The following is a 23,886-nucleotide window of genomic DNA, read 5'->3' as shown; positions in this document are numbered from 1 at the left end:
TGGGCATCCGATGCTGGCAAACGAAAAGAATCCGGAATTTCAGAGCCCGCGCCAATGGGCGTCCGGGCGTCAGGCGCGTCCGTCCGCGCGGATCGATCAGCCCGGAGTCGTTGCCTCCAGCGTCTATGCAAACGGACGGCGCGTCAGGGACATTCCCATTGATGAAGCCGGCGAGTGGTCGAGAAGGCCGGGCCATGTCGTCTGGATCGGCTTGCTCGAGCCGAGCGCCGAGCTATTGGAGAGAATTCAGGTCCAACTCGATCTGCATCCCCTGGCGATCGAAGATGCGTCGAAGGCTCACCAGCAGCCCAAGGTCGAGCAATATGGCGGCGCGCTGTTCGTCGTCGCGAGAACCGCGCAATTGATCGACGGTCATATCGTCTTTGGCGAAACCCACATATTCGTCGGGAAGGGCTACGTGGTCTCGGTCCGTCACGGCGCGTCGACCTCTTATGCTGCCGTGCGCGAGCGCTGCGAGACCTGCACCGCCTCGCTGGCGCAGGGCGAAGACTACATCCTCTATGCGATCCTCGACTTTATCGTCGACAACTACTCACCCGTGATCGAAGCGCTGCAGGCCGAAGTCGAAGCGCTGGAGGAGGCGGTGCTTCGGAGATCGCACGTGAAGTTCGAGTTCGACCGGCTGTACAAGCTCCGCCGTGACCTCCTGCAACTGCGACGCGCGGTAGGACCGGTGGTCGATGTCTGCCGCAGGCTGGAGCATATGGACGTGATCGCGCTCGACGAGGCGATGAAGCCGCTCTTCCGCGATGTCCTGGATCACGCCAAGAGGGCGCAGGAGGACATCGATTCGCTTCGCGAAATTCTCGCATTCGCTTTTGAAGCAAGCATGATGGCTGGCCAGTCACAGCAGACGGAGATTACCCGGCGCCTGGCGGCCTGGGCCGCGATATTGGCGGTGCCGACCGCCGCTGCGGGAATCTACGGCATGAACTTCGAGAACATGCCGGAGCTCAAATGGGCTTACGGCTACTACTTCGTTCTTGCCGCAATCTTCGGCGCCTGCGTGCTGCTTTATGCCCGCTTTCGTCAGTCCGGCTGGCTGTGAGCAGCCCCCTTTATTCCTTGCCTATGTGAGACGACGGCAGGTCATCTCGAATTCCTACGCACGCCTTCGCATCTTGCAGTGTCGACGCCGGTTACGCCGGGCTTGGAAGGTGGGACATGGCACTATCCTATTCGCACCCGGACAGGCAGTGGAAGCGATCCGGCAGCAACCGTTCTCCTGTTGCGCGTGCGCTCCGACAGTCCAAGGCGCTGTTCCGGATGATCCATCGCTGGATCACCGCCGCCAAGATCCGGCGGCTGCAGAATGAATTGCTGTTCCGCGCCAGCTACCGCGATCATTGGGCAGAGCAATACACGCCCGACCATGCCGACAAGTCGCCAGGGGTGCCGCAGCGGCCGCACATTCTCAGCGAGAAATGGGACTACTGATCAGGGCCTGCGCTGCGGGATCGATCATGCGCTAGCGCTTCGGCTTGGGAAGCACCATCCTGCCCCGTGAAGCAATGCCACCCCACTTGGCGGACCAGCCGACTTCCGAGGTGGAAGGGCGCTCGGTGCCTTCCTGCCCCCGAGCACCTTGCAGCGCAAACAGGGCGCCCTGGGGATCGGCGCATCGCACGATCCAGCAGCCGTCAGGCAGTTCGATCGGGCCCTGGAGGATCCGGCCTCCGCCAGCATTGACGCGCTTGGCGGCCGCGCCGATGTCGTCGACATTGAAGTAATAGAGCCAGCATGGCTGCGATACGCTTGGAAGCTTGGTGAGCATGCCGCCGATCGTCTGCCCGGCCGCCGCAAACAATTGATACAGATCTGCAGGATCGGTTTCAGCGTTGGCCTTCTGCCAGCCAAAAAGCTCGCCGTAAAAATCAAAGATCTTGTTGCGGTCCTCAGCCAGCAACTCGTGCCAGCCGACGCGCCCGGGCTCGTCCAACCCGCCGGGTTGCCGTCGGCCATATGTCAGTCCAGTGACCAGCGCAAAGGTCGCCTTTTGCGGATCGGCGACCACTGAAATTCGGCCGATGTTGCTCTCGGTCGGCGGCACCAGGATGGTGCCTCCGAGACGCCTGATCTGCGCGGCCGTCGCATCCATGTCATCGACAGCGACGTAGCCGACCCATCTCGGCGTTGCCCCCGCTCGCAGCCCTTCTTCCGGGAGATCCATAAGTCCGCCTATCGGAACGTCGCCGGCAGTAAGCACCGTGTAGGCCAGTTCCGGAACCGACGCATCCCTCACACCCCAACCGACGACCTTGCCATAAAAGGCGCCTGCTGCCCCTCGATCCGTGGTCAGGAGCTCATACCAAGCGAATTGTCCGAGTTGGTCGACCAAGCCAATTCTCCGTTCAAGCCTGGAGACGATTGCGCACTGCATCAAGCCGCACGCGTTGCGACCTTCGCCACGGGCGCGGACCGTCGTTGCCATGGCTGAAAATGCGGCGATATCGTTCATGAAGATGAATACAATCTGAACGAACGCCATTACATTTTCGTGCGTCCATGAATCTTGCCTGCCTCATTTGCACAGCGTAGGATCAATTCCACGGAGATCCTTCTTGCAACGTTGGAGGATGCGGCCATGCAACGGATGAAGCAAGCTTCGAAAAAGAAGCGAGTAAGGAAAGCCGCCATACCGGCGTTGGGAGCCGCCGGACTGACTTTTTCGCTGGCGGGAGGCGCATCGGCAGCGGTCGTACCGACGGGCGACGTTCAACAGAGACCGACTTCCGCGCTCGACCTGGCGATCACGCTCGGTGAAGAGGAACTCGCCGACGTCAGCCTTGCCACCTTCCATCTCTTCGACAACGAAAACGTCCTTGGCGGCGTGCAGCTAGCCCAGCGCGGATGCCACGGCTGCCGCGGATGCGGTGGCTTCCGGGGATGCGGTGGCTTCCGCGGATGCGGTGGTTGTCGCGGCTGCGGAGGCTGTGGATGCAGAGCCTGCCGCTGCGGCGTCGGATGTGGAGGCTGTGGCCTTGGGATAGGGATAGGAGTGCCGTTTGTCACATGCGCAGGGTGCTGTGCATCGTGGGGCCGGTGCCGCTGGTGCTAGGCGGCGGCGCTTCCTGATTTGGTGTCGTCAAGCCACGATTTCATTGGCCGGGCTCGCGATCGACCCGGCCAGTTTCTTGTTTTCGTTGTAACGTTCGCCTGCCAGCGTGGTCGGCTTGCCGGTGACAAGCGAGTGTGTTCCAACTCAATCGAACAATTCCAGTGGGCGCCGGCGCACGAGTCCGGCGAGGCGAACGGTTCGCCGTGCGCTCGCGATCTGAAATGACAGGCAACAGGATCCCGCGTGTTGACCCGATGACAGCCAATCGCAAGACCCGTGTTGCGAAGCAGACCGGCAAAGACATTTTGCGGTTCGCGCCGAACTTCACCGCCTATGTACTTCCCCCCGATGCGGTCTGCCTCTACTCAGAGGATCGCAAGTTCTTCCTGCACGGCGAGCTCTATTGTGCACTGGCCACGGCGATCGGGAAAAATGGAAAAGCAGCCCCGGAGATCATTCGTCAGCTTGCGAAGAGCTTTCCGACCGACAAGATCGAGGAAGCGATCAAGCGGATGCTCGAGCGCCGATACGTCGTTACCGGAGCATCGCACGCATTCACGGGCGCCGTCGCTGGATATTGGGCGAGCCTCGGCCTGCCTCCCGAGGTCGCGGAACAGAATCTCCGCGATTGCCCCGTCCGGGTGGAATCGATCGACGTCAAAGGTGCCGCACAACTTACCGCGGCCTTGAGCAAACTCGGCGTTCAAATCGCCAAGCGTTCGCCCAGGCTCACGATCACGCTGGTGAACGACTATCTTGACCGACGGTTGGCCGAGATGAACCGCGAGCGCGTGGCCGATAAGGCGCCCTGGCTGGTGGTGCAGCCGTCCGGCGTGTTTCCGCTGGTGGGACCTGTGTTCAAACCGGGCGAGAGCGCCTGCTGGACTTGTCTGTTCGATCGCATGATACGCAACCGGGAGATCAAGGGGTTTCTCGACCGTGCACCGGCGCGTCCTGTCGCCGTGTCGCCTCTGGTCAACGACACCATCGGGCAGACCGCCATCCACTTCGCTGCTGTTGAAATCACGAAAGCGATTGCCTCCGGCTTTCGCACCGATCTGCGCGATCACATTGCAAGCTTCGACCTGACTGGTGCGGTGATCGCCAAGCACTACGTCGCGCGGCGCCCGCAATGTCCGAGCTGTGGCAGCAGGAAGCTGCAGAATCCGCGCCGGGCGGCGGCGCCGATCGAGATTGCCGAGGGCAGAAAGCTCATCATGACAAGCGGCGGATACCGCACCGTGACGTCTCGAGCCACCGTGGCGCGCTTCCGCAAACATGTAAGCCCGCTGACCGGCGTGGTTTCGAGGCTCGAGCGGATCGAGGCCGATCTGCCGATGAACACCAATTTTTTCGCCTATCACAATTTCTCTGCGCCGGCCCGAAGCGTCGACCAGCTCAGGTCCGGACTGAGCGGCGGCAGCTTCGGCAAAGGCTCTACGGCCGAACAGGGCGAGGCCAGCGCGCTGATGGAAGCGATCGAGCGCTATTCGGGGATTTTCCAGGGTGACGAGATCAGGACGGAGCGCCGTCTCATCGATTTCGCTCCCGGCGACGCCCTTCCTCCCAATGACGTCCAGCTTTTCAGCGAGAAGCAATTTCAAGACAGGCATGCCCCGCTCGCGGACGATTCACATTCGGTTCCTGAGCCGCTCGATCCCTCGACCAGGACCGAGTGGTCGCCGGTCTGGTCGTTGCGCGACAAGCGTTTCAAGTATCTTCCGACCGGCCTGCTGTACTTCTTCTACGGCGGCTTCCATACGGATTCCAACGGCTGCGCGGCCGGCAACACCCGCGAGGAAGCCATCGTTCAAGGCTTCCTCGAACTGGTCGAACGCGATGCCTATGCCATCTGGTGGTACAACCGGCTGCAGCGTGCCGAGGTCGACCTCAAGCAGTTCGACGACTCCCTATGTGCGGGATCTGCAAGCCCAGTTTGCCGATGCCGGGCGCAGGCTCTGGGTGCTCGACATTACCAGCGATCTCGGCATTCCCGCCTACGTGGCGATCACGCACTGGATGCAGAACGGACACGAAAATATCGAGTTCGGTTCCGGCGCGCATTTCGATCGCCGCATAGCCCTGCTCCGTTCCCTCACCGAGCTGACCCAGTTCATGTCGATCGGCATGATGGGCGGCGGAAGCGGCGAGAAGCCGACGCTTGACGGCGTCACCCCGCTGCGCCTGGAAGACTATCCGTTCCTGATCCCCAGCGACGATCCGATCGTGCCGCCGGCGCCAGACCTTAAGGTTCACGACAATACCCGCGACCAGGTCAATGCCTGCGTCGAGATCGCCACCGGCGCGGGATACGACTTCCTCGTGCTCGACCAGACGCGGCCCGACGTCGAGGTCCCCGTCGTCAGAGTGCTCGTTCCGGGCTTGCGGCATTTCTATCGCCGCTTCGCACCCCGGGCCGGCTTTACGATGTTCCGGTGAAGCTCGGATTATTGGATCGCCCGCGGCTGGAAAGCGAACTCACTCCGTTCCTTCCGCATACCTGAAGGTTGGTCTTTCGTGCGCGCTCCCCGGAACAAGCAGACCAGGAAGATCGCGCCAGTCATTGCCGTCAGATTGAACGGTCGTTTTTCCCTTCAGATGCAGGCGGACGGAAGCATCGCCGCCGTCCTGGGCGACTATTCGGTCAGTCTGGGACCACTCAGCGCGGCCGCGATGGACCGCGCGGGATATCTGGCCACCGGCCTGCCGCTCGCTTCCTTTGCCGGCAAGAGCGCCCTCGCCAGGGAAGTCGACGTCCTGGTGCATCGACTGGCGCGGCACGGGCTTCTCGAATACCGCCTGTTCTCTCCGCGCGACGAACAGGACCTCGTGATCATCGAGCCACAGGTCGCCGAATATTGGCCGCGCCCCGCGAAGCTGGGCAACAGTGATACGGTCGTGCTGTCGCGCTTCGCCTATCTGCGCCGGCGCGGCAACGAGATGGTGCTGGAATCGCCGCGCGCCGGCGCGCTGTTTCGGATCAGTGATCCCGCCATCGCTGCCACGCTCGCTGCACTGTCACGGCCTCAGAAGATCAGCAAGCTTCGCCGCGACGCGAACTCCTTCAACCTCGATCTGCTCGGACTGCTGCTTGACAGCCAGATCCTGCTCAAGCTCGATGCGAAAAGCGGCGACGGCCTGCGGGTGAATGAAGGCGACGGCAATCTCGTTCTCTGGGATTTCCACGATCTCGTGTTTCACACGCGGAGCACGGAGGGCCGGCAAGCCAATCCGCTTGGCAGCACCTTCGCCTATGCGGGCGTCGTTCCACCGCTGCCCGCGGTGCGTCCGCCCTGGCCCGGCAAGAAGATCGACCTGCGCGAATTCTCGGCCTCGGAGCCGGTCTCGCCGTTCGCAAGGCTGTTGCGCGAACGCCATTCGATACGGGATTTCGACGACGAGCACCCGGTCACGCTCGCCGAGCTCGCGCAGTTTCTCGACACGACAGCCCGCGTGCTGTCGGAATGGAAGAGCGGCGCGAATTTTGGCGGCGGTCCTGAAGTCACCTACAGCACGAGGCCCTATCCGGCGGCGGGCAGCGCCTACGAGCTGGAACTGTACCTGGCGGTCTCAAACTGCGAGGGGCTTGCCCGCGGACTTTACCACTACGACGCGGGCGGCCACGCGCTGGTCGCGATCGGCGCTTCCGCCCAGCAGCTCCAGGCGCTCTCGATGGCGGCCGAGTTTGCCATGGACGCGCCCGGTCCGCCGCAGGTCCTGATCACGATCGCCGCGCGCTTTGGGCGGATCTCCTGGAAATACAGCTCGATCGCATATTCGCTGATCCTGAAGGACGTTGGCACCCTGATCCAGACATTCTACCTGGCAGCGACTGATATGGGCCTTGGCGGCTGCGCCATCGGCACCATCAACATCGATCTGTTTGCAAAAATGACGGAGCTCGAATTTCATGTAGAGAGCCCGGTCGGTCAATTCGCACTCGGGCGCGGCAAGAAACCGCTGGCCGCAAGCTTAAGCTAGAGAGCCCGCTGGCCCTCGTGGCGCGCCGGCGTGGCGGGCAAAGCATCCTCGACGCCAGACCATTCCTCATCGTCGAGTTCGGCGATCGCCTTCGTGACCTCGGCCTTGGCGACGTCGTTGAGCTGAACGATCGGCAGACGCGTATCAGGCTGGATCAGGCCAAGCAGTGCGAGCGCGCATTTCAATGCCGCCGGATGCTCGGCGGCGAGCAGCCCGGCGATCGGGACCAGGCGGCTGAACAGATACCTGGCCGATTGCAGCCGTCCTTCGTTGAGACTTGCATAAACCGCCTGGCACAGTTCGGGCACGAGGTTCTGCACCGCGGAGATGCAACCGTGACCGCCGGCGGCCATGAAGGGCAGGGCGGTCAGGTCATCGCCTGACAGCAGGCGGAAATGCGGCGGCAGCGATGTCCGCATGCGGACGAGGCGCGAGACATCGCCGCTGCTGTCGCGCAATCCGATGAACTGCTCCGATTCAGCAAGACGCGCCAGCGTTGCGTCGGAGAGCTCGCGAAGGGTGCGCGAGGGAACGTCGTGCAGGATGACCGGAAGCGCGGTCGCTTCGGCAACCGCGCGGAAATGCGCCTGGATTCCGGCGTGCATCGGCTTGTTGTAATAGGGGACGACCGAGAGCACGGCGTCGGCGCCAGCGGCCTCCGCCTGCCGCGTCAGTTCGACGGCGCGATCGGTTGCGTTGGATCCGGCGCCAGCGATGACGCGGACGCGGCCATGCGCGACCTCGACGGCGTGGCGAACGAGGCTCGCCTTCTCTCCCGTCGTCAGGGTCGGGGCCTCGCCCGTGGTCTCACCGACCACGATCGCACTCGCGCCCGATGCGATTTGACGATCGCATAGCCGCGCAAATCCGTCGAGATCGACTTCGCCATCCTTATCAAACGGTGTCGGAAGATCGGGAACGTAGCCCGTGAGCCAGTCCTGTTTCATGGTTATATTCGCTTGACGCGTCTCCCTCACGCGAACCGAAGTCCATTTCATTCGAAGTTGCTCTAGGCCCTGCGTCGGCTTGTATCGAGCGGCTTGGCATTGGGGCGTGGTGCCAGTCCGCGCCATAGCCAGTTGTTGACCTTGGGCTTTCTTGCGCGCGGTGGCGCCGTAACGATTTCGACCGCGCTTGCGAAGGCTCGCTTTAGGCGAGGGTCCTCGATCCGTTCAAGATACTGGCGCAAAGTGGCATCGGCGGCGTCGTTCTGCCGCAGAATGGAGGTGCAGAGATCGGCGCTGATCTTGCGGAAGAAGCTGAAATTCGCCTGCTCCTCGTAGCGGTGGCCGCCGCGGTCGATCTCGGCGGCAATCGCCATGACGTTCAACCGATCGGTATTGTCGAGCGTGACGGCAAAGCGCAGGAGCGCCAGTTGCCAGGCGCGCAGCACCCTGCTGCGCCATTCGACCTGATCCTGCGACTCCATTCGTAACGCCTTCCTGGAGAGGTTGCCGACGGCCGGCTGCCTCAAGCGAGATGACGCGTCCTGATCGTCATCTCGCTCCTCTATTGATCCATGATCGCCCGCGTAAACGCATCGCGATTCACGCCGCCCTCTCCATTTGCGCGAAACCCTGGCGGTGGGCGGCAAGCACGAGGCCGCGTTGGCACCTCACGCCTGCCTCGATCCGAAAACCCATTTGCTCGAGCTTTTTCCGGATGCTGAGGCAGAACTCGCCTTCACGGGAGTCGATCAGGATCGCAATGGTGGCGTTGGCGCTGAGGAACTGCGAGACTTCCAGGAGCGTCGCCTCGATTGCCGCCAGGGATTTTTCGCCGGTGAGCAAGCCGATGCTATGCTGTCTCCTGGGCACTCGGCACGTTGCAGTTGTCGCGACCTGAACGAAGCCGCGCCGGCGTAGCGAAAGATAGAGCTCCATGGCTCCACTTCCCGCGATGATCGCGCGGTGCAGGTTGGACAGGTGCGTCAGCGTGATCATCGTATCGACGACCTGGTCGCGGTCGATAGCGGAACAAGGCTGCACCATCTGGATCCTCCTGAATGTACGCGGCGGGCCGGATCAGGCGACGCGTCGCGCGGCCGTGACTTGTGAGGGGACGGCGGCGGAACTGCTGTTCATGTCGAGTTCGAATTCGCGCGACAGTTCGACGATGGTTTCTGGATGGTGCCCGTTCTCGAACAGCGCGTATTTGACGGCCTGGGCGCGATTGACGAACAGCCCGCCGTAGAGGCCGTTCTGTTCCTGGGCGACCCACTGGCCGCGCCGGTTTCTTCCGATAAAGACGATGGTCGACGCGGAGCTACACGATGGAGGTTCGACGACTTTCATATTCACGAGTTTCATTTTTGTGATTCCCTTACGAGTCCTGGTCACGCGTTCAATATCTTTGCGGGCGGATATGAAATCGAGGAGGGCGGGCGGGCGATCTCATAAGGGACGTATAAGGTCGCGAGGCCGGTCGCAGGGCTACCTGCCGGTGGCCGAGGTGAGCGCGCAAAGCGCGGCATAGGCGGCCATCTCGTCCCAATGGTTGAGATCGGCGGCCATGAATTGCTCCCGCCGCATCAAGGCGATGACGGTACACAGCACGATGGACATCCACAGCAGCGCGATGAGGCTGCGGCCAAAGCCGATGCTGCCAAAGAAGGCGAAACCGGTCAGGATCAGCAGCCGAAAGCAAAATCGCACCATGACCTGGGCCGATTTCAGCTTTTGCGGCAGGTTAGGCAGCGGCTGCACAGCGTTGCTCGCTCAGGCGAAATTGTCGCTCAACATCGGCTGGTAGAAGCCGTCGGCATGACGTTCGACGCTCGGCACGCTCGGCCGGCTCGACGGTGCGGTGATCCGCTGTGCCTCGACGAACGCGCTCAGGATGGCGAGCGCCAGATCGGCGTGATGCGTCTCGATCGATTGATCGAGCCAGTCGGGCAACTCACGCTCGCGCGACAGCGAGCAGTACCATTCGCCGTCGTCATAGGCGAGGCGACGGACTTGCCATTGCGGCAGTTCGAGGTCGAGCAGCGCCAGCGCCGCGTCGGTCCACGCGCCCAGTTTGATCAGTGCCTCGACACGCGCCGTCTTGCCGCGTTGCCCCTGCGAGGGAAAGCGCCGGCAACAGTCGCGAATGAGGTCGGACATCAGTTCGACTGTCACTCGACCGGCGTCGCGCAGCCGAACGCTGAGGTCGGCGGTAACGGGTTCTGAAAGCAGTGACATGGCGAGACCCATCGATCATGCGGCTTGACGAAATGCCGCAGGGCAAAGGTGGTCAAAACGCCATTTGAAAGCGAGATGGGGCGGGGGAAGGAAATATAGGGATTCCATAAAGATGGGAGGGCTTCCTCTTCTGTCGTCCCCGCGAAGCAGGCTGTGCGAGAAGGGCGGGGACCCATAATCACAGGGAGGTGTTGTAGCGTGAGCAAGCGGTTGCGGCGGAGCGCACTACAAAGGCCTGTGGTTATGGGTCCCGGGTCCCGGCTACGCCAAGGGGCTTCGCCGCGGCGCGCAAGCCCGGGAGCCATCGGGCGGCGATCTTTATAGGATTCCTATAACAACCGCGCAGCGCACATCTTGGAAACCTATGCGGCGGGTGGCACCTCACCCGGGAACCAAAACGGGCCGTTTGTCGGCCCGCTACGCATAGGAGCCTCCGATGCTTGATCTCGTCATGCTGGTGCTCATCGCGGCATTTTTTGCAGCCGGCATAGGCTACGCCTACGCCTGCGAACGGCTGTGAGGGCGCGCGCCATGATTTTCGACTATTCGCTTGCCGGCGTCGTCTCGCTCGGCCTTCTCTTCTACCTCACTTATGCGCTGCTGCGCCCTGAGCGGTTTTGATCAGTGCCATGTTCATGCTCGGGCAGCTTCTCGTGGCAGATGCGGCGCTGACCATCCTGTTGGTCGGCGTGCTTGCCGTGCTGCTGCGCTCAAAGCCCATTCGAAAGGTTTAATGCCATGACCGCCATCGGCTGGTTTCAAATTATCCTCTACTGCGCCGTCATTGTTGCGCTGGTCAAGCCGCTCGGCTGGTACATGACGCGCGTCTTCAACGGCGAGGCGACCTTCCTGTCGCCGGTGCTGCGTCCGGTCGAGCGTGGGTTCTACTGGATCAGCGGCGTCGACGAGCGGCGCGAACAGCACTGGCTGACCTATACGGTCGCCATGCTGCTGTTCCATATCGGCGGCTTCCTCATCATCTACGGCTTGATGCGCCTGCAGGCGCTGTTGCCGCTCAATCCGGCAGAACAAGCCGCCGTCGCCCCGGACCTGTCGTTCAATACCGCGGTCTCCTTCATGACCAACACCAACTGGCAGAACTACGGCGGCGAAAGCACGCTGTCCTACCTCGTCCAGATGGTCGGCCTGACGCACCAGAACTTCCTCTCCGCGGCGACCGGCATCGTGCTCGCGGTGGCCCTGATCCGCGGCTTCGCCCGCGCTTCGGTGCGCACGATCGGCAATTTCTGGGTCGATGTCACGCGCTGCACGCTCTACATCCTGCTGCCGATCTGCATCGTCTATGCGCTGTTCCTGGTGTCGCAGGGTATGCCGCAGACGCTTGGGCCGTATGTCGATGCGACGACGCTCGAAGGCGCCAAGCAGACGATCGCCGTCGGCCCCGTGGCCTCGCAGGTTGCGATCAAGATGCTCGGCACCAATGGCGGTGGCTTCTTCAACGCCAATGCCGCGCATCCGTTCGAGAATCCGACTGCGCTGTCGAACTTCGTGCAGATGCTCTCGATCTTCGTGATCGGTGCGTCCTTGACCAATGTGTTCGGCCGCATGGTCGGCAACCAGCGCCAGGGCTGGGCGATCCTCGCCGTGATGGGCGTGCTGTTCATCGCCGGCGTTTCTGTCTGCTACTGGTCCGAAGCCAACGGCACCACCGCGCTGCAGGCGCTGGGGCTCACTGGCGGCAACATGGAAGGCAAGGAAGTCCGGTTCGGCATCGTCGCGTCCTCGCTGTTTGCGGTCATCACCACCGCGGCCTCCTGCGGCGCCGTGAACGCCATGCATGACAGCTTCACGGCGCTGGGCGGCATGATCCCGCTGATCAACATGCAGCTCGGCGAAATCATCGTCGGCGGCGTCGGCGCCGGCATGTATGGCATGCTGCTGTTCGTCGTGCTGGCGATCTTCGTCGCCGGCCTGATGGTCGGCCGCACGCCGGAATATGTCGGCAAGAAGATCGAGGCGCGCGAGGTCAAGATGGCGATGCTCGCGATCCTGGTGCTGCCGCTGATGTATCTCGGTTGGACTGCCGTTGCCGTGGTGCTGCCGTCGGCGGTTGCATCAATGGCGAACTCCGGCCCGCACGGCTTCACCGAGGTGCTCTATGCCTTCACCTCCGCGACCGGCAATAACGGCTCGGCCTTTGCGGGCCTCACCGGCAACACCTTCTTCTACAACCTGACGCTCGCGAGCGCGATGTTCGTCGGCCGCTTCTTCATGATCGTGCCGGCGATGGCCATTGCCGGTTCGCTGGCACAGAAGAAGTCGGTCCCGCCGTCGGCAGGCACGTTCCCGACCACCGGTGGCCTGTTCGTCGGCCTCGTCGTCGGCGTGATCCTGATCATCGGCGGCCTCACCTTCTTCCCGGCGCTGGCGCTCGGACCGATCGTCGAGCATCTGGCCAGCAACGCCAACACCCTGTTCTGATCGAATTGATTGGAGTCACATCCATGGAAACCATGAAACTGCAAAAACAGGTGAAGGCGTCGACCATGCTCGACCCCAAAATCCTGGTGCCCGCGATCAAAGCGTCTTTCGCCAAGCTCAATCCGCGGCTGATGGCGAAGAACCCCGTGATGTTCGTGGTCGAGATCGTCGCTGCGCTCACCACGGTGATCTTCCTGCGTGACCTTGCCACCGGCGCCGAGAGCCTCGGCTTCACCTTCCAGATCATCCTCTGGCTCTGGTTCACGGTGCTGTTCGCCAATTTCGCCGAAGCCGTCGCCGAGGGCCGCGGCAAGGCGCAGGCGGATTCGCTGAAGAAGACCCGCACCGAGAGCCAGGCCAAGCTGTTGGATGGTTCGGGGCGGAACTACCGCCTGGTTCCCGGCACCACGCTCAAGGTCGGTGATGTCGTGCTGGTCGAGGCCGGCGACATCATCCCGTCCGACGGCGAGGTGATCGAGGGCGTGGCCTCGGTCAACGAAGCTGCGATCACTGGCGAGTCTGCGCCGGTGATCCGCGAATCCGGCGGCGACCGTTCGGCGGTGACCGGCGGCACGCAGGTGCTGTCCGACTGGATCCGCGTCCGCATCACCGCGGCGCAGGGCTCGACCTTCATCGACCGCATGATCCGCCTGGTCGAGGGCGCCGAGCGGCAGAAGACGCCCAACGAGATCGCGCTGAACATCCTGCTCGCCGGTCTCACCATCATCTTCGTGTTCGCGACTGTCACGATCCCGAGCTATGCGGCCTATGCCGGCGGCTCGATCTCGGTCGTGGTGCTGGTGGCGCTGTTCGTGACGCTGATCCCGACCACGATCGGCGCGCTATTGTCGGCGATCGGCATCGCCGGCATGGACCGCCTGGTGCGCTTCAACGTGCTGGCGATGTCGGGCCGCGCGGTGGAAGCCGCCGGCGACGTCGACACGCTGCTGCTCGACAAGACCGGCACCATCACGCTCGGCAATCGCCAGGCGACCGCTTTCCGCCCGGTGCGTGGCGTCACCGAGCAGGAACTCGCCGATGCCGCCCAGCTCGCCTCGCTCGCCGACGAGACGCCGGAAGGCCGTTCCATCGTCGTGCTGGCCAAGGAGAAATACGGCATCCGCGGCCGCGACATGCACGAGCTCGCCGCGACCTTCGTGCCGTTCACCGCGCAGACCCGCATGAGCGGCATCGATGCCGGCTCGTCCGCGGTCCGCAAGGGCGCGGTGGATGCGATCCTCAACTATATCGGCGGTGGCACCGCGCAGTCGTTGTCGAGCGGCAATGCGGTCCGCGCCATCCAGGCGGGCGTCAATACCGATGCTGCCCGCGAGCTGCAGAGCATCGCCGACGAGATCGCCAAGGAGGGCGGCACGCCGCTCGCCGTGGCGAAGGACGGCCGGCTGCTCGGCATCGTCCATCTCAAGGACATCGTCAAAGGTGGCATCCGCGAGCGCTTTGCTGAATTGCGCCGCATGGGCATCCGCACGATCATGATCACCGGCGACAATCCGATGACGGCGGCGGCGATCGCGGCCGAAGCCGGCGTCGACGACTTCCTGGCGCAGGCTACCCCCGAGGACAAGCTCAAGCTGATCCGCGACGAGCAGGCCAAGGGCAAGCTGGTGGCGATGTGCGGCGACGGCACCAACGACGCACCCGCGCTCGCTCAAGCCGATGTCGGTGTCGCCATGAACACCGGCACCCAGGCTGCGCGCGAAGCCGGCAACATGGTCGACCTCGATTCCAACCCGACCAAGCTGATCGAGGTGGTCGAGATCGGCAAGCAGCTCCTGATGACCCGCGGTGCGCTGACGACGTTCTCGATCGCCAACGACGTCGCGAAATATTTCGCGATCATCCCGGCGATGTTCCTGGCGTTCTATCCGCAGCTCGGAGTGCTCAACATCATGGGCCTTTCGAGCCCGCAGAGCGCCATTCTGTCGGCGATCATCTTCAACGCGCTGATCATCATCGCGCTGATCCCGCTGGCGCTGAAGGGCGTGGCCTATCGCGCGATCGGCGCCGGCGCGCTGCTCCGCCGCAACTTGCTGGTCTACGGGCTGGGCGGCATCATCATTCCCTTCATCGGCATCAAGGCGATCGACCTCGTGGTCGCGGCCTTGCACCTTGCCTAAAGGAGACACTCCATGCTTAGAGAAATTCGTCCCGCCATCGTCCTTTTGCTGCTGCTGACGGCGGTCACGGGCCTGGCCTATCCGCTCGCGATCACCGCCATCGCCGGCGTGATCTTCCCGGAGCAGGCGCAGGGCAGCCTGATCGAGAAGGACGGCAAGGTCATCGGCTCCGCGCTGATCGGGCAGGAGTTCAAGGAGGAGAAATACTTCCACGGCCGGCCGTCGGCGACCCTGGCGCCGGATCCGAACGACTCCTCCAAGACGGTATCCGCGCCGTATAACGCGGCGAATTCCGGCGGCTCCAACCTCGGCCCGACCAGCAAGGCGCTGAACGACCGCATCAAGGAGGATGTCGAGAAGCTGAAGGCGGAGAATCCGTCCCAACCGGTGCCGATCGACCTCGTCACCACCTCGGGCAGCGGCCTCGATCCCGACATATCGCCGGAGGCAGCGCTCTTCCAGGTGCCGCGGGTGGCCAAAGCGCGTAACCTGCCGGAGGCGCAGGTCCGTCAGCTCGTCGAAGCCAACACCAAGGGCCGCTTCGCCGGCGTGCTCGGCGAGCCCAGGGTCAATGTCCTGGCGCTCAACCTCGCTTTGGATGGCGCTTCGAAATAAAGGCGACTAGGCCGAATGGCGTGACGCGACTATATTTGCTCTATGGCAAATGAGCATCGCGATCTTGAGAAACGACCCTCGCCGGACGCGCTATTGGAAGCCGCCCGGCGAGAGAACGATGCGTCCGGGCGGCTGAAGATCTTCGTCGGCGCCGCTCCTGGCGTCGGCAAGACCTACGAGATGCTGCAGAGCGCCCATTCCAGGCTCAAGAGCGGCACCGATGTGGTGGTGGGTCTTGTCGAGACCCACGGTCGGGCCGAGACCGAGGCGCTGCTGCAGGGGCTGGAGGTGATCCCGCGCAAGCGGATCACCTACAAGGACCAGGTGCTCGAGGAGATGGACCTGGATGCGCTGATTGCGCGCCGCCCGCAGCTCGCCATTGTCGACGAACTCGCCCACACCAACGCGCCCGGCAGCCGGCATCCGAAGCGCTATCTCGATGTCGAGGAACTGCTCTCCCACGGCATCGACGTCTATACCGCCGTCAACATCCAGCACATCGAAAGCCTCAACGACGTCGTCGCCCAGATCACGCATGTGCGGGTGCGCGAGACGGTGCCGGATTCGATCTTCGACCGCGCCGACGCGATCGAATTGATCGACCTCACGCCCGACGACCTGATCCAGCGCCTGAAAGAGGGCAAGGTCTATGTGCCCAGGCAGGCGGAGCGGGCGCTTCAGCATTATTTCTCGCCGGGCAATTTGACCGCGCTGCGCGAACTGGCGCTGCGGCGCACGGCCGAGCGGGTCGACGAGCAGTTGCTCACCCACATGCAGGCCAACGCGATCGCCGGTCCCTGGGCCGCCGGCGAGCGCGTATTGGTCTGCGTCAGCGAGGATCCACGCGCCGCCGGCCTTGTGCGCTACGCCAAGCGGCTGTCCGATCGCCTGCACGCGCCCTGGACTGCTGTTAGCATCGAGACCCGGCGCAGCCTGCAGCTCAGCGACGAGCAGCGCGACCGGCTCGCCGATACGATGCGGCTTGCCGAATCGCTTGGCGGCGAGGCGCTGACGATTCCCGCCGTGCATCGCAGCATCGCCGACGATCTGATCAGTTTTGCTCAATCCACCAATGTCACGCATGTCGTGATCGGCAAGTCGTCGCGCTCGCGCTGGTTCGAGATTCTGCGCGGCTCGGTGGTGCACGACCTGGTGCGGCGCACCGGCAATATCAGCGTGCATGTGATCGCCGGCGAGGACCTGCCTGCCGGCCTTGAGAACAGGCCGGCGGTGCAGACCGCGGCGCGAACCGAGCCGTTCAACCTCCGGCCTTACGTGAAGTCGCTCCTGATTGCGGCATTGGGACTCGTTGCCGCCGAACTGGTCCACCCGCATTTTGGCGTTGAGAACGTCGATCTGGTGTTCCTCACCGCCGTCGTCGTGGTGGCCGTGCGCTACGGCCTGTGGCCGTCGCTGCTTACGAGCGTCGCGGCGTCGCTATGCTACAACTTCTTCTTCCTGCCGCCGGTCTACACCTTCACGATCACCGACCCGACCAATATCGCGGCGTTCTTCTTCTTCATGCTGATCGCGCTACTCGTCTCCAACGTCGCTGCGCGGGTGCGTGTCCAGGCCGATACCGCGACCAGCCGCGTGCGCATGACCGAGTCGCTCTACGCCTTCAGCCGCAAGCTCGCCGGCACCGCGACGCTGGACGACGTGTTGTGGGCGACCGCCTACCAGATCGCGCTGATGCTGAAAGTGCGCGTGGTGCTGCTGCTGCCGGAAGAGGGTCTGCTCGAAGTGAAGGCCGGCTATCCGCCGGAAGACCAGCTCGACGACGCCGATCTTGCGGCCGCCAACTGGGCCTGGTCCAACGATCGGCCGGCTGGCCGTGGCTCGGACACGCTGCCCGGCGCCAAGCGCCTGTTCCTGCCGATGCGGACCGGCCGCGGCCTGATCGGCGCCATCGGCATCGATAACGACAAGACCGGCCCCCTGCTGACGCCGGACCAGCGGCGCCTCCTGGACGCGCTGGTCGACCAGGGCGCGCTAGCGATCGAGCGCGTGCTACTGGTCGAGGACATGGACAAGGTCAAGCGCACCGTCGAATCCGAACGCCTGCGCTCGGCACTCCTGACGTCGATCTCGCACGACCTGAAGACCCCGCTGGCCTCCGTGCTCGGCGCCGCCTCGACCATGCGCGATCTCGGCGGCAACCTGACCGACGCACAGAAACATGATCTGATCGCGACCGTGATCGACGAGTCCGAACGGCTGAACCGCTTCATCGCCAACCTGCTCGACATGACCAAGCTCGAATCGGGCGCCATCGTGCCGAACACCGCGCGGCATGACGTCGGCGAAATCGTCGGCAGCGCGCTGCGCCGCGCCGGCAAGATCCTGGTGCGGCACAAGGTCTCGCTCGATCTCGCCGCCGATCTGCCGATGCTGGAGCTCGACGCGGTGCTGTTCGAGCAGGTGCTGTTCAACCTGCTCGACAACGCGGCGAAATACGCCCCTCCCGACACCACGATCTCGATCCGCGGCTGGCAGGTTCGGGATGCGATCGTGCTGCAGATCATGGATGAAGGCAGCGGCATTCCGCCGGCCGAACTCGAAAGCATCTTCGACAAGTTCTACCGCGTGCAAAAGGGCGACCATGTCCGCCCCGGCACGGGCCTCGGTCTTGCGATCTCCCGTGGATTCGTCGAAGCCATGCATGGCACGATCTCGGCCGCCAACCGCACCGACCGGAGCGGCGCCGTGTTGACCATCCGGCTGCCGATCCCGGCGGCCACCGCTGCGCTGGATACCGCTGCATGAACGCGACACCGATCAAGGTCCTGGTCATCGACGACGAGCCGCCGATCCGCAAATTGTTGCGGATGGGCCTCAGCACGCAGGGCTACGAGATCCTCGAGGCCTCCAACGGCAAGGCGGGGCTGGAGATGCTCGCGCAAGGTCCTGCGCTGATCATCCTCGATCTCGGCCTGCCGGATATCCAGGGCCACGACCTCTTGCGCATGATCCGGGCGCGTAACGAAAGCGTGCCGATCGTGGTGCTGTCGAGCCGCGGCGACGAGGCGGGGAAGGTGCAAGCGCTCGACCTCGGCGCCGACGATTATCTGACAAAGCCGTTCGGGATGGATGAGCTCCTGGCGCGCCTGCGCGCGGCGCTGCGCCATCAATTGCAGGTGCAGGGTGAGCGGCCGGTCTTCCGCACCGGCGATCTTTCGGTCGACCTGGTGCGCCGCATCGTCAAGGTCGGTGATCGCGACGTGAAGCTGTCGCCGAAGGAGTATGACCTGCTGCGCGTGCTGGTGCAGCACGCGGGCAAGGTGCTGACGCATCGTTTCCTGCTGAAGGAATTGTGGGACGAGCTCACCGACGCGCAATATCTCCGCGTCTATGTCCGTCAGCTTCGCCAGAAGATCGAAGCCGATCCGGAGCGTCCGCAATTCGTGCTGACGGAAACTGGTATCGGTTACCGCTTGCGCTCGGCGGACTGAAGCGGGCTGCAGAGGCGGAACTTTCTCCAGGTGAGGAAATTAATCTTGCTCAACCGGGAGAACGCCAATGGCACGAAAATATTCCAGGAAAGCATCCGGCGATGTCAGGCGCGCGATGAAGAAGCGCAAGGCCGGCACGTTGAAGAGCGGCCGGTCGGGCCGCAAGGTCAAGAGCCGCAAGCAGGCGATCGCGATCGGGCTTTCGGAAGCACGCGCCAAAGGCAGGAAAGTGCCGAAGAAGGCGTCCAAGAGGAAGACTTCCAAGAAGAAGACGACGAAGAAGCGGAAGAGCGCAAAGAAGCGGAAAGCAAGACGGTAGCTTCACGCTCTGCCGTCATTGCGAGCGCGAGCGAAGCAATCCATCTCTCCGCGTGCGGAAACATGGATTGCTTCGTCGCTTTGCTCCTCGCAATGACGCGCGTTTGTCGTTACCCCGCCTTGCGTGCGCGCGCAGTCGAGCGATGCGCTTTGCGCGGCGCGCGACGGTGGGATGGCCGGCGGCGGGCGGTGGAATGGCCGCGCTTCTTGGCCGCCGAGCGGCCCTTCAGGCTTTGCTTCAGCGCATCCATCAGGTTGATGACGTTGCTCGGCCGTTCCCCGGGCTCCGGGGCCTCGATCTTCTTGCCGGCGGCCTTGCGCCGCACCAGCGCCTTCAGCGCGTCCTCATATTCGTCCTTGAATTTCGAGGGATCGAAATGGGCCGCCTTGCTGTCGAGGATGTGGCCCGCCAGCTCGACCATGTCCTTGGTGATCTTCGGCGTCTTGATGTCGTCGAAATAGTCGGCCTCGTCGCGCAGTTCGTAAGGATAGCGCAAGGTGGTGCCGAGCAGGCCCTTGCCGAGCGGTTCGATCGCCATGACGTGCTCGCGGTTGGTCAGCACGATCCGCGCCAGCGCCACGCGGTCCTGGTCCTTCATCGCGTCGCGGATCACCGCGAACGCATCAGCGCCCGCCTTGCCGTCGGGTGCGATGTAGTAGGGGTGGTTGAGATAGCGCTTGTCGATCTCGTCCCTGGGCACGAAGCTTTCGATGTCGATGGTATGGTTGCTCTCGATCTGGACGGACTCGAGCTCCTCCGGTTCGATCTCGACATATTTTCCTTTCCGGAGCTCGTAGCCGCGCGCCTTCTGGTCGCCTTCGACGACGTCGCCGGTGTCGGCGTCCACCATCTGCTGCTTCAACCGGTTGCCGGTCTCCTTGTTGATCATGTGGAAGCGGGTTTTCGCCACCGAGGTCGAGGCCGGATACAGCGCCACCGGGCACGTCACCAGCGAGAGCTTCAAGGTGCCTTTCCAATAGGTGCGAGGGGCCATTACAATTCTCCGGATATGCAGAATTTGGGAACTTCAACCGATGCGAGGGGTTTTGGTTCCTGCTATATACCGCGGCGCAAGGCGGCGGCCATTTGCGTGAGGTGCACCCGTGCTGCAGAGAAACCTGTCCACCTATCGCAAGAAGCGCGACTTCTCCAAGACCGACGAGCCCTCCGGCGAGGTCAAGGTCGCGCCCGCCAAACAGCGGCGCTTCGTGATCCAGAAGCATGACGCGACGCGGCTGCATTACGACCTCCGGCTCGAAATGGACGGCGTCTTCAAGTCCTGGGCGGTGACGAAAGGGCCGTCGCTCGATCCGCACGACAAGCGGCTCGCGGTGGAGGTCGAGGACCATCCGCTTGACTACGGCGATTTCGAAGGCACCATTCCCGAGGGGCAGTATGGCGGCGGCACTGTGATGCTGTGGGATCGCGGCTATTGGGAATCGGACGATCCGGAAGGCGGGTTCAAGAAGGGCGATCTGAAATTCACCCTGGATGGCGACAAGCTGCATGGAAGCTGGGTGCTGGTGCGGATGCGCGGTGATCGCTTCGGCGGCAAGCGCACCAATTGGTTGCTGATCAAGCACCGCGACGAATACGCCACGGAGGACGGGGAAAGCATCCTCGATGAAGACCGCTCTGTCGCCTCCGGCCGCACCATGGAGCAGATCGCAGCCGGCAAGGGCAGGGCGCCGAAGCCGTTCATGCTGGCGAAGAACGGCCGTGCCAAAGCAAAAGCCGATGCGGTCTGGCAATCCAACCGGGAGGAGGTAAGCGAGGCGCGTCCAAGGACGAAGGCGCCTGCGCCCAAGACGCTGGCGTCGAAATCGCGCGCTTCCGCCAAGGCCAAAGCAAAGAAGATCGAGGCGATGCCGGACTTCGTTGCGCCAGAGCTCTGCACGTCCGTCGATCGTCCGCCCGGCGGCCCGGGCTGGTGCCACGAGATCAAGTTCGATGGCTATCGCGTGCAATTGCGCATCGAGGATGGCGAGGCCACGCTCAAGACGCGCAAGGGCCTCGACTGGACCGACAAGTTCGGCGCGATTGCAAAAGAGGGCGGCAAGCTGCCGGATGCGATTGTTGACGGCGAGATCGTCGCGCTGGACAAGGACGGCACACCGGATTTCTCGACGCTGCAGGCGGCGATCTCCGACGGCAAGACCGACGATCTGATCTTCTATGCGTTCGACCTGTTGTTCGCCGAGGACGAGGATCTGCGCGCGCTGCCGCTCGCCGAGCGCAAGGCGCGGCTGAAGCGGCTTCTGGAAGCACGAAAAGGCAAGAAGCAGCAGATCCGCTATGTCGAGCATTTCGAGAGCGGCGGAGATGCGGTGTTGCAGTCGGCCTGCAAACTGGCGCTGGAAGGCATCGTCTCCAAGAAGCTGGATGCGCCCTATCGCTCCGGCCGTTCCGAGCTGTGGACCAAGGCGAAATGTCGTGCCGGTCACGAGGTGGTGCTCGGCGGCTGGAAGACCACCAGCGGAAAATTCCGCTCGCTGATGGCCGGCGTCTATCGCGGCGATCATCTCGCCTTTGTCGGGATCGTCGGCACCGGCTTCGGTCAGGACAAGATCCGCCGGCTGTTGCCGGTGCTGAAGGCGCATGAGTCCGATAACAGTCCGTTCGGCGGCGAGAACGCGCCGCGCAAGACGCGCGACATCCATTGGCTGAAGCCCGACCTCGTCGCCGAGATCGAGTTCGCCGGCTGGACCGAGGGCGGCAATATCCGGCAGGCCGCCTTCAAGGGACTGCGGCAGGACAAGCCGGCCAAGGAGGTGGAAGCCGAGGAGCCGGCCAAGATCGAGCTCGCCGAGCCGAAGCCGGGCAGGCGTGCGGCGAGGGGCGCGAAATCGACTGTGGATCAATCCTCTGTTGTCATGGGCGTCGTGATCTCGAAACCCGACAAGGAGCTGTGGCCCGACGCGTTCGACGGCGAGGCCGTGACCAAGATCGATCTCGCGCGCTATTTCGAGGCGGTCGGCGAATGGATGATCGTCCATCTCAAGGGCAGGCCGTGCTCGATCGTGCGCGCGCCCGACGGCATTCATGGCGAGACATTCTTCCAGCGCCACGCGATGCAGGGCATGTCGAACCTCTTGGAACTCGCAAAGGTCTCCGGCGATCGCAAGCCCTATGTGCAGATCGATCGCGTCGAGGGATTGGCGGCGGTGGCGCAGATCGGCGGGCTCGAACTGCATCCCTGGAATTGCGCGCCTGATATCTACGACACGCCGGGACGCCTGGTATTCGACCTCGATCCCGCGCCGAACGTCGAATTTTCCGATGTGATCGAGGCCGCCAAGGATATGCGCCAGCGGCTCGCGGCAGTCGGCCTCGAGAGCTTCTGCAAGACCACCGGCGGCAAGGGCCTGCATGTCGTCGCGCCATTGCTGTATGGCGCGAAGGACCGCGTGAGCTGGAAGGAGGCAAAGGCGTTCGCGCAGGCGATCTGCCAGTGGATGGCCAATGACGATCCCGAGCAATATCTGCTCAACATGTCGAAGAAGCTGCGCAAGGGAAAGATCTTCCTCGACTATCTGCGCAACGACCGCATGTCGACCGCGGTGGCCGCGCTGTCGCCACGCGCCCGCGAAGGCGCTACCGTCTCGATGCCGTTGACCTGGGCGCAGGTGCGCGGCGATCTCGATCCGAAGAAATACACGGTGCGCACCGTGCCGTCGCTGCTCGCCAGGAGCAAGGCATGGGATGGCTATGACGATGCCGCCTCGTCGATCAAGGCGGCGATGAAGAAGCTGGCGGCGAAGAAGTAGAGTAGGGTGGGCAAAGCGAAGCGTGCCCACCATTGCTTGCGGAGTGTGGATGGTGGCGTTGCCCCCACGGCCGTCATGCCCCGCGAAGGCGGGGCATCCAGTAAGCGGCGGCTTCTCGGCTTATGCATCGACGTCTCTGAAGTACTGGATCACCCGCCTGCGCGGGTGATGACAGCGGAGAAACAGCATCAAATCCTTCCGAGCAACAGCAGGATCAGCAGGATGACGATCACGAGTCCAAGCCCGCCGCCGCCGTAATAGCCGGTGCCATAGAACGGCCCGCCGCCGATGCCGCTGAAGCCGCCCAGCAGCAGGATGATCAGAATGATGAGTATGATCGTTCCAATGGACATATAAATCTCTCCTCAGCCCGGAGGGCCTGGTTGCGTTCTGCCCTTCGCTTGAGAAAACGAACCGAAATCACGAAGGTTCCGGCTTTTGCGCCGCACGTACCGGCCTTCTGTTCGGTCGACGTGGCATTACATGCAGTTGATCAGAGGAGGAAATTTGCAATGTCTGCTCCATTGATCGTTTCGATTCCACATAGCCTTGGCCGCGAGGAAGCCATGCGTCGGCTGAAGACGGGACTCTCGCGTGCCGCTAGCAGCGTGCCGGTGCTCAAGGTCGACGAGGAGCGCTGGGAGGACAATCGCATGATCTTTCGCGTGCATGCGCTCGGACAGGCCGCGACCGGCCATGTCGATGTCGACGAAGATCATGTGAAGGTGGAAGTGACGTTGCCCTGGCTGCTGCAACGCTTTGCCGAAGTCGCGCAAACCGCGATCCGCAATCGCGGCCGCCTGCTGCTGACGAAGCGGAATTGATGCTCGGGTATCCGCGATGAGCGCTGCGCTCCCTCTCCCGCTTGCGGGAGAGGGCTGGGGTGAGGGTGTCTCCGCGAAAAGGCAGAA

The 23,886-nt window shown here is 63.3% G+C and carries 21 protein-coding genes and 1 pseudogene; 13 read left to right on the top strand and 9 right to left on the bottom strand.

Going from position 1 to position 23,886, the window contains the following annotated elements:
• Nucleotides 1-10 precede the first annotated feature (10 nt).
• The gene (locus ACVJGD_RS15625; protein ID WP_456635171.1) at nucleotides 11-1,069 is read left to right on the top strand and encodes a magnesium and cobalt transport protein CorA; all 1,059 of its coding nucleotides are present in this window, start codon (nucleotides 11-13) and stop codon (nucleotides 1,067-1,069) included.
• A 116-nt stretch (nucleotides 1,070-1,185) separates the two neighbouring features.
• Nucleotides 1,186-1,458: a hypothetical protein gene (locus ACVJGD_RS15620; protein ID WP_456635170.1), complete on the top strand. Its 273-nt coding sequence runs from the start codon at nucleotides 1,186-1,188 to the stop codon at nucleotides 1,456-1,458.
• 31 nt (nucleotides 1,459-1,489) lie between these two features.
• On the opposite strand, the gene ACVJGD_RS15615 is transcribed toward ACVJGD_RS15620, so the two are convergent.
• Nucleotides 1,490-2,359 (bottom strand): VOC family protein, encoded by an 870-nt coding sequence (locus ACVJGD_RS15615; protein WP_456635169.1) that lies wholly within the window; start codon nucleotides 2,357-2,359, stop codon nucleotides 1,490-1,492.
• 974 nt (nucleotides 2,360-3,333) lie between these two features.
• Here ACVJGD_RS15615 and ACVJGD_RS15610 point away from each other — a divergent pair.
• Together ACVJGD_RS15610 and ACVJGD_RS15605 are read left to right on the top strand one after the other, a co-directional pair.
• Nucleotides 3,334-5,583 (top strand): annotated as a pseudogene (locus ACVJGD_RS15610) (TOMM precursor leader peptide-binding protein).
• 94 nt (nucleotides 5,584-5,677) lie between these two features.
• Nucleotides 5,678-7,060, top strand: a complete 1,383-nt coding sequence (locus ACVJGD_RS15605; protein WP_456640265.1) for a SagB/ThcOx family dehydrogenase — start codon at nucleotides 5,678-5,680, stop codon at nucleotides 7,058-7,060.
• Here the strand turns inward: ACVJGD_RS15605 and dapA are convergent.
• From dapA to ACVJGD_RS15575, 6 genes are all read right to left on the bottom strand, one after another.
• A complete protein-coding gene (gene dapA, locus ACVJGD_RS15600; RefSeq protein ID WP_456635168.1) occupies nucleotides 7,057-8,007 on the bottom strand; it encodes a 4-hydroxy-tetrahydrodipicolinate synthase in 951 nt (316 codons plus the stop codon). The two genes, ACVJGD_RS15605 and dapA, sit on opposite strands and share 4 nt — an antisense overlap.
• A gap of 62 nt (nucleotides 8,008-8,069) precedes the next feature.
• Nucleotides 8,070-8,489, bottom strand: coding sequence for a hypothetical protein (locus ACVJGD_RS15595; RefSeq protein WP_456635167.1), 420 nt, complete (start codon nucleotides 8,487-8,489; stop codon nucleotides 8,070-8,072).
• Between the two features lie 118 nt (nucleotides 8,490-8,607).
• Nucleotides 8,608-9,003, bottom strand: coding sequence for a hypothetical protein (locus ACVJGD_RS15590; protein ID WP_456635166.1), 396 nt, complete (start codon nucleotides 9,001-9,003; stop codon nucleotides 8,608-8,610).
• A gap of 81 nt (nucleotides 9,004-9,084) precedes the next feature.
• A complete protein-coding gene (locus ACVJGD_RS15585; RefSeq protein WP_456640264.1) occupies nucleotides 9,085-9,354 on the bottom strand; it encodes a hypothetical protein in 270 nt (89 codons plus the stop codon).
• A 138-nt stretch (nucleotides 9,355-9,492) separates the two neighbouring features.
• The gene (locus ACVJGD_RS15580) at nucleotides 9,493-9,765 is read right to left on the bottom strand and encodes a hypothetical protein (protein ID WP_456635165.1); all 273 of its coding nucleotides are present in this window, start codon (nucleotides 9,763-9,765) and stop codon (nucleotides 9,493-9,495) included.
• Nucleotides 9,766-9,777: 12 nt separating this feature from the next.
• A complete protein-coding gene (locus ACVJGD_RS15575) occupies nucleotides 9,778-10,242 on the bottom strand; it encodes a hypothetical protein (RefSeq protein ID WP_456635164.1) in 465 nt (154 codons plus the stop codon).
• Between the two features lie 531 nt (nucleotides 10,243-10,773).
• Here ACVJGD_RS15575 and ACVJGD_RS15570 point away from each other — a divergent pair.
• The 7 genes from ACVJGD_RS15570 to ACVJGD_RS15540 all read left to right on the top strand — a co-directional run bounded on the left by ACVJGD_RS15570 (nucleotide 10,774) and on the right by ACVJGD_RS15540 (nucleotide 19,208).
• Nucleotides 10,774-10,863 carry a K(+)-transporting ATPase subunit F gene (locus tag ACVJGD_RS15570; RefSeq protein ID WP_007595755.1) on the top strand — a complete coding sequence of 30 codons (90 nt, stop codon included), beginning with the start codon at nucleotides 10,774-10,776 and terminating at the stop codon, nucleotides 10,861-10,863.
• A 117-nt stretch (nucleotides 10,864-10,980) separates the two neighbouring features.
• Nucleotides 10,981-12,684, top strand: a complete 1,704-nt coding sequence (gene kdpA, locus ACVJGD_RS15565; protein WP_456635163.1) for a potassium-transporting ATPase subunit KdpA — start codon at nucleotides 10,981-10,983, stop codon at nucleotides 12,682-12,684.
• A 23-nt stretch (nucleotides 12,685-12,707) separates the two neighbouring features.
• Entirely contained in the window at nucleotides 12,708-14,822 is a 2,115-nt protein-coding gene (kdpB, locus tag ACVJGD_RS15560; protein ID WP_456635162.1) for a potassium-transporting ATPase subunit KdpB, read from the top strand.
• 12 nt (nucleotides 14,823-14,834) lie between these two features.
• Nucleotides 14,835-15,437, top strand: a complete 603-nt coding sequence (locus ACVJGD_RS15555; protein ID WP_456635161.1) for a K(+)-transporting ATPase subunit C — start codon at nucleotides 14,835-14,837, stop codon at nucleotides 15,435-15,437.
• Nucleotides 15,438-15,479: 42 nt separating this feature from the next.
• Nucleotides 15,480-18,203, top strand: a complete 2,724-nt coding sequence (locus ACVJGD_RS15550; protein WP_456635160.1) for a DUF4118 domain-containing protein — start codon at nucleotides 15,480-15,482, stop codon at nucleotides 18,201-18,203.
• Entirely contained in the window at nucleotides 18,200-18,889 is a 690-nt protein-coding gene (locus tag ACVJGD_RS15545) for a response regulator (protein WP_456635159.1), read from the top strand. Before ACVJGD_RS15550 ends, ACVJGD_RS15545 begins: the two co-directional genes overlap by 4 nt.
• A 67-nt stretch (nucleotides 18,890-18,956) precedes the next feature.
• A complete protein-coding gene (locus tag ACVJGD_RS15540) occupies nucleotides 18,957-19,208 on the top strand; it encodes a DUF6496 domain-containing protein (RefSeq protein ID WP_456635158.1) in 252 nt (83 codons plus the stop codon).
• 109 nt (nucleotides 19,209-19,317) lie between these two features.
• Here ACVJGD_RS15540 and ku read toward each other — a convergent pair whose 3' ends face one another.
• Nucleotides 19,318-20,202, bottom strand: coding sequence for a non-homologous end joining protein Ku (gene ku, locus ACVJGD_RS15535; protein ID WP_456635157.1), 885 nt, complete (start codon nucleotides 20,200-20,202; stop codon nucleotides 19,318-19,320).
• 112 nt (nucleotides 20,203-20,314) lie between these two features.
• Between ku and ligD the strand changes: the two genes are divergently transcribed.
• Complete coding sequence (gene ligD / locus ACVJGD_RS15530; RefSeq protein ID WP_456640263.1) at nucleotides 20,315-22,975, top strand: DNA ligase D; 2,661 nt, start codon at nucleotides 20,315-20,317, stop codon at nucleotides 22,973-22,975.
• 188 nt (nucleotides 22,976-23,163) lie between these two features.
• Here ligD and ACVJGD_RS15525 read toward each other — a convergent pair whose 3' ends face one another.
• Nucleotides 23,164-23,328 (bottom strand): DUF3309 family protein, encoded by a 165-nt coding sequence (locus tag ACVJGD_RS15525; RefSeq protein WP_225120436.1) that lies wholly within the window; start codon nucleotides 23,326-23,328, stop codon nucleotides 23,164-23,166.
• A 159-nt stretch (nucleotides 23,329-23,487) separates the two neighbouring features.
• Here ACVJGD_RS15525 and ACVJGD_RS15520 point away from each other — a divergent pair, with 159 nt between their 5' ends.
• A complete protein-coding gene (locus ACVJGD_RS15520; protein WP_456635156.1) occupies nucleotides 23,488-23,799 on the top strand; it encodes a polyhydroxyalkanoic acid system family protein in 312 nt (103 codons plus the stop codon).
• Nucleotides 23,800-23,886 lie beyond the last annotated feature (87 nt).

The organism is Bradyrhizobium sp. USDA 10063, from assembly GCF_054063735.1.
The sequence above is the reverse complement of the archived record's forward strand: the minus strand, read 5'-3'. Positions and strand labels throughout refer to the sequence as shown.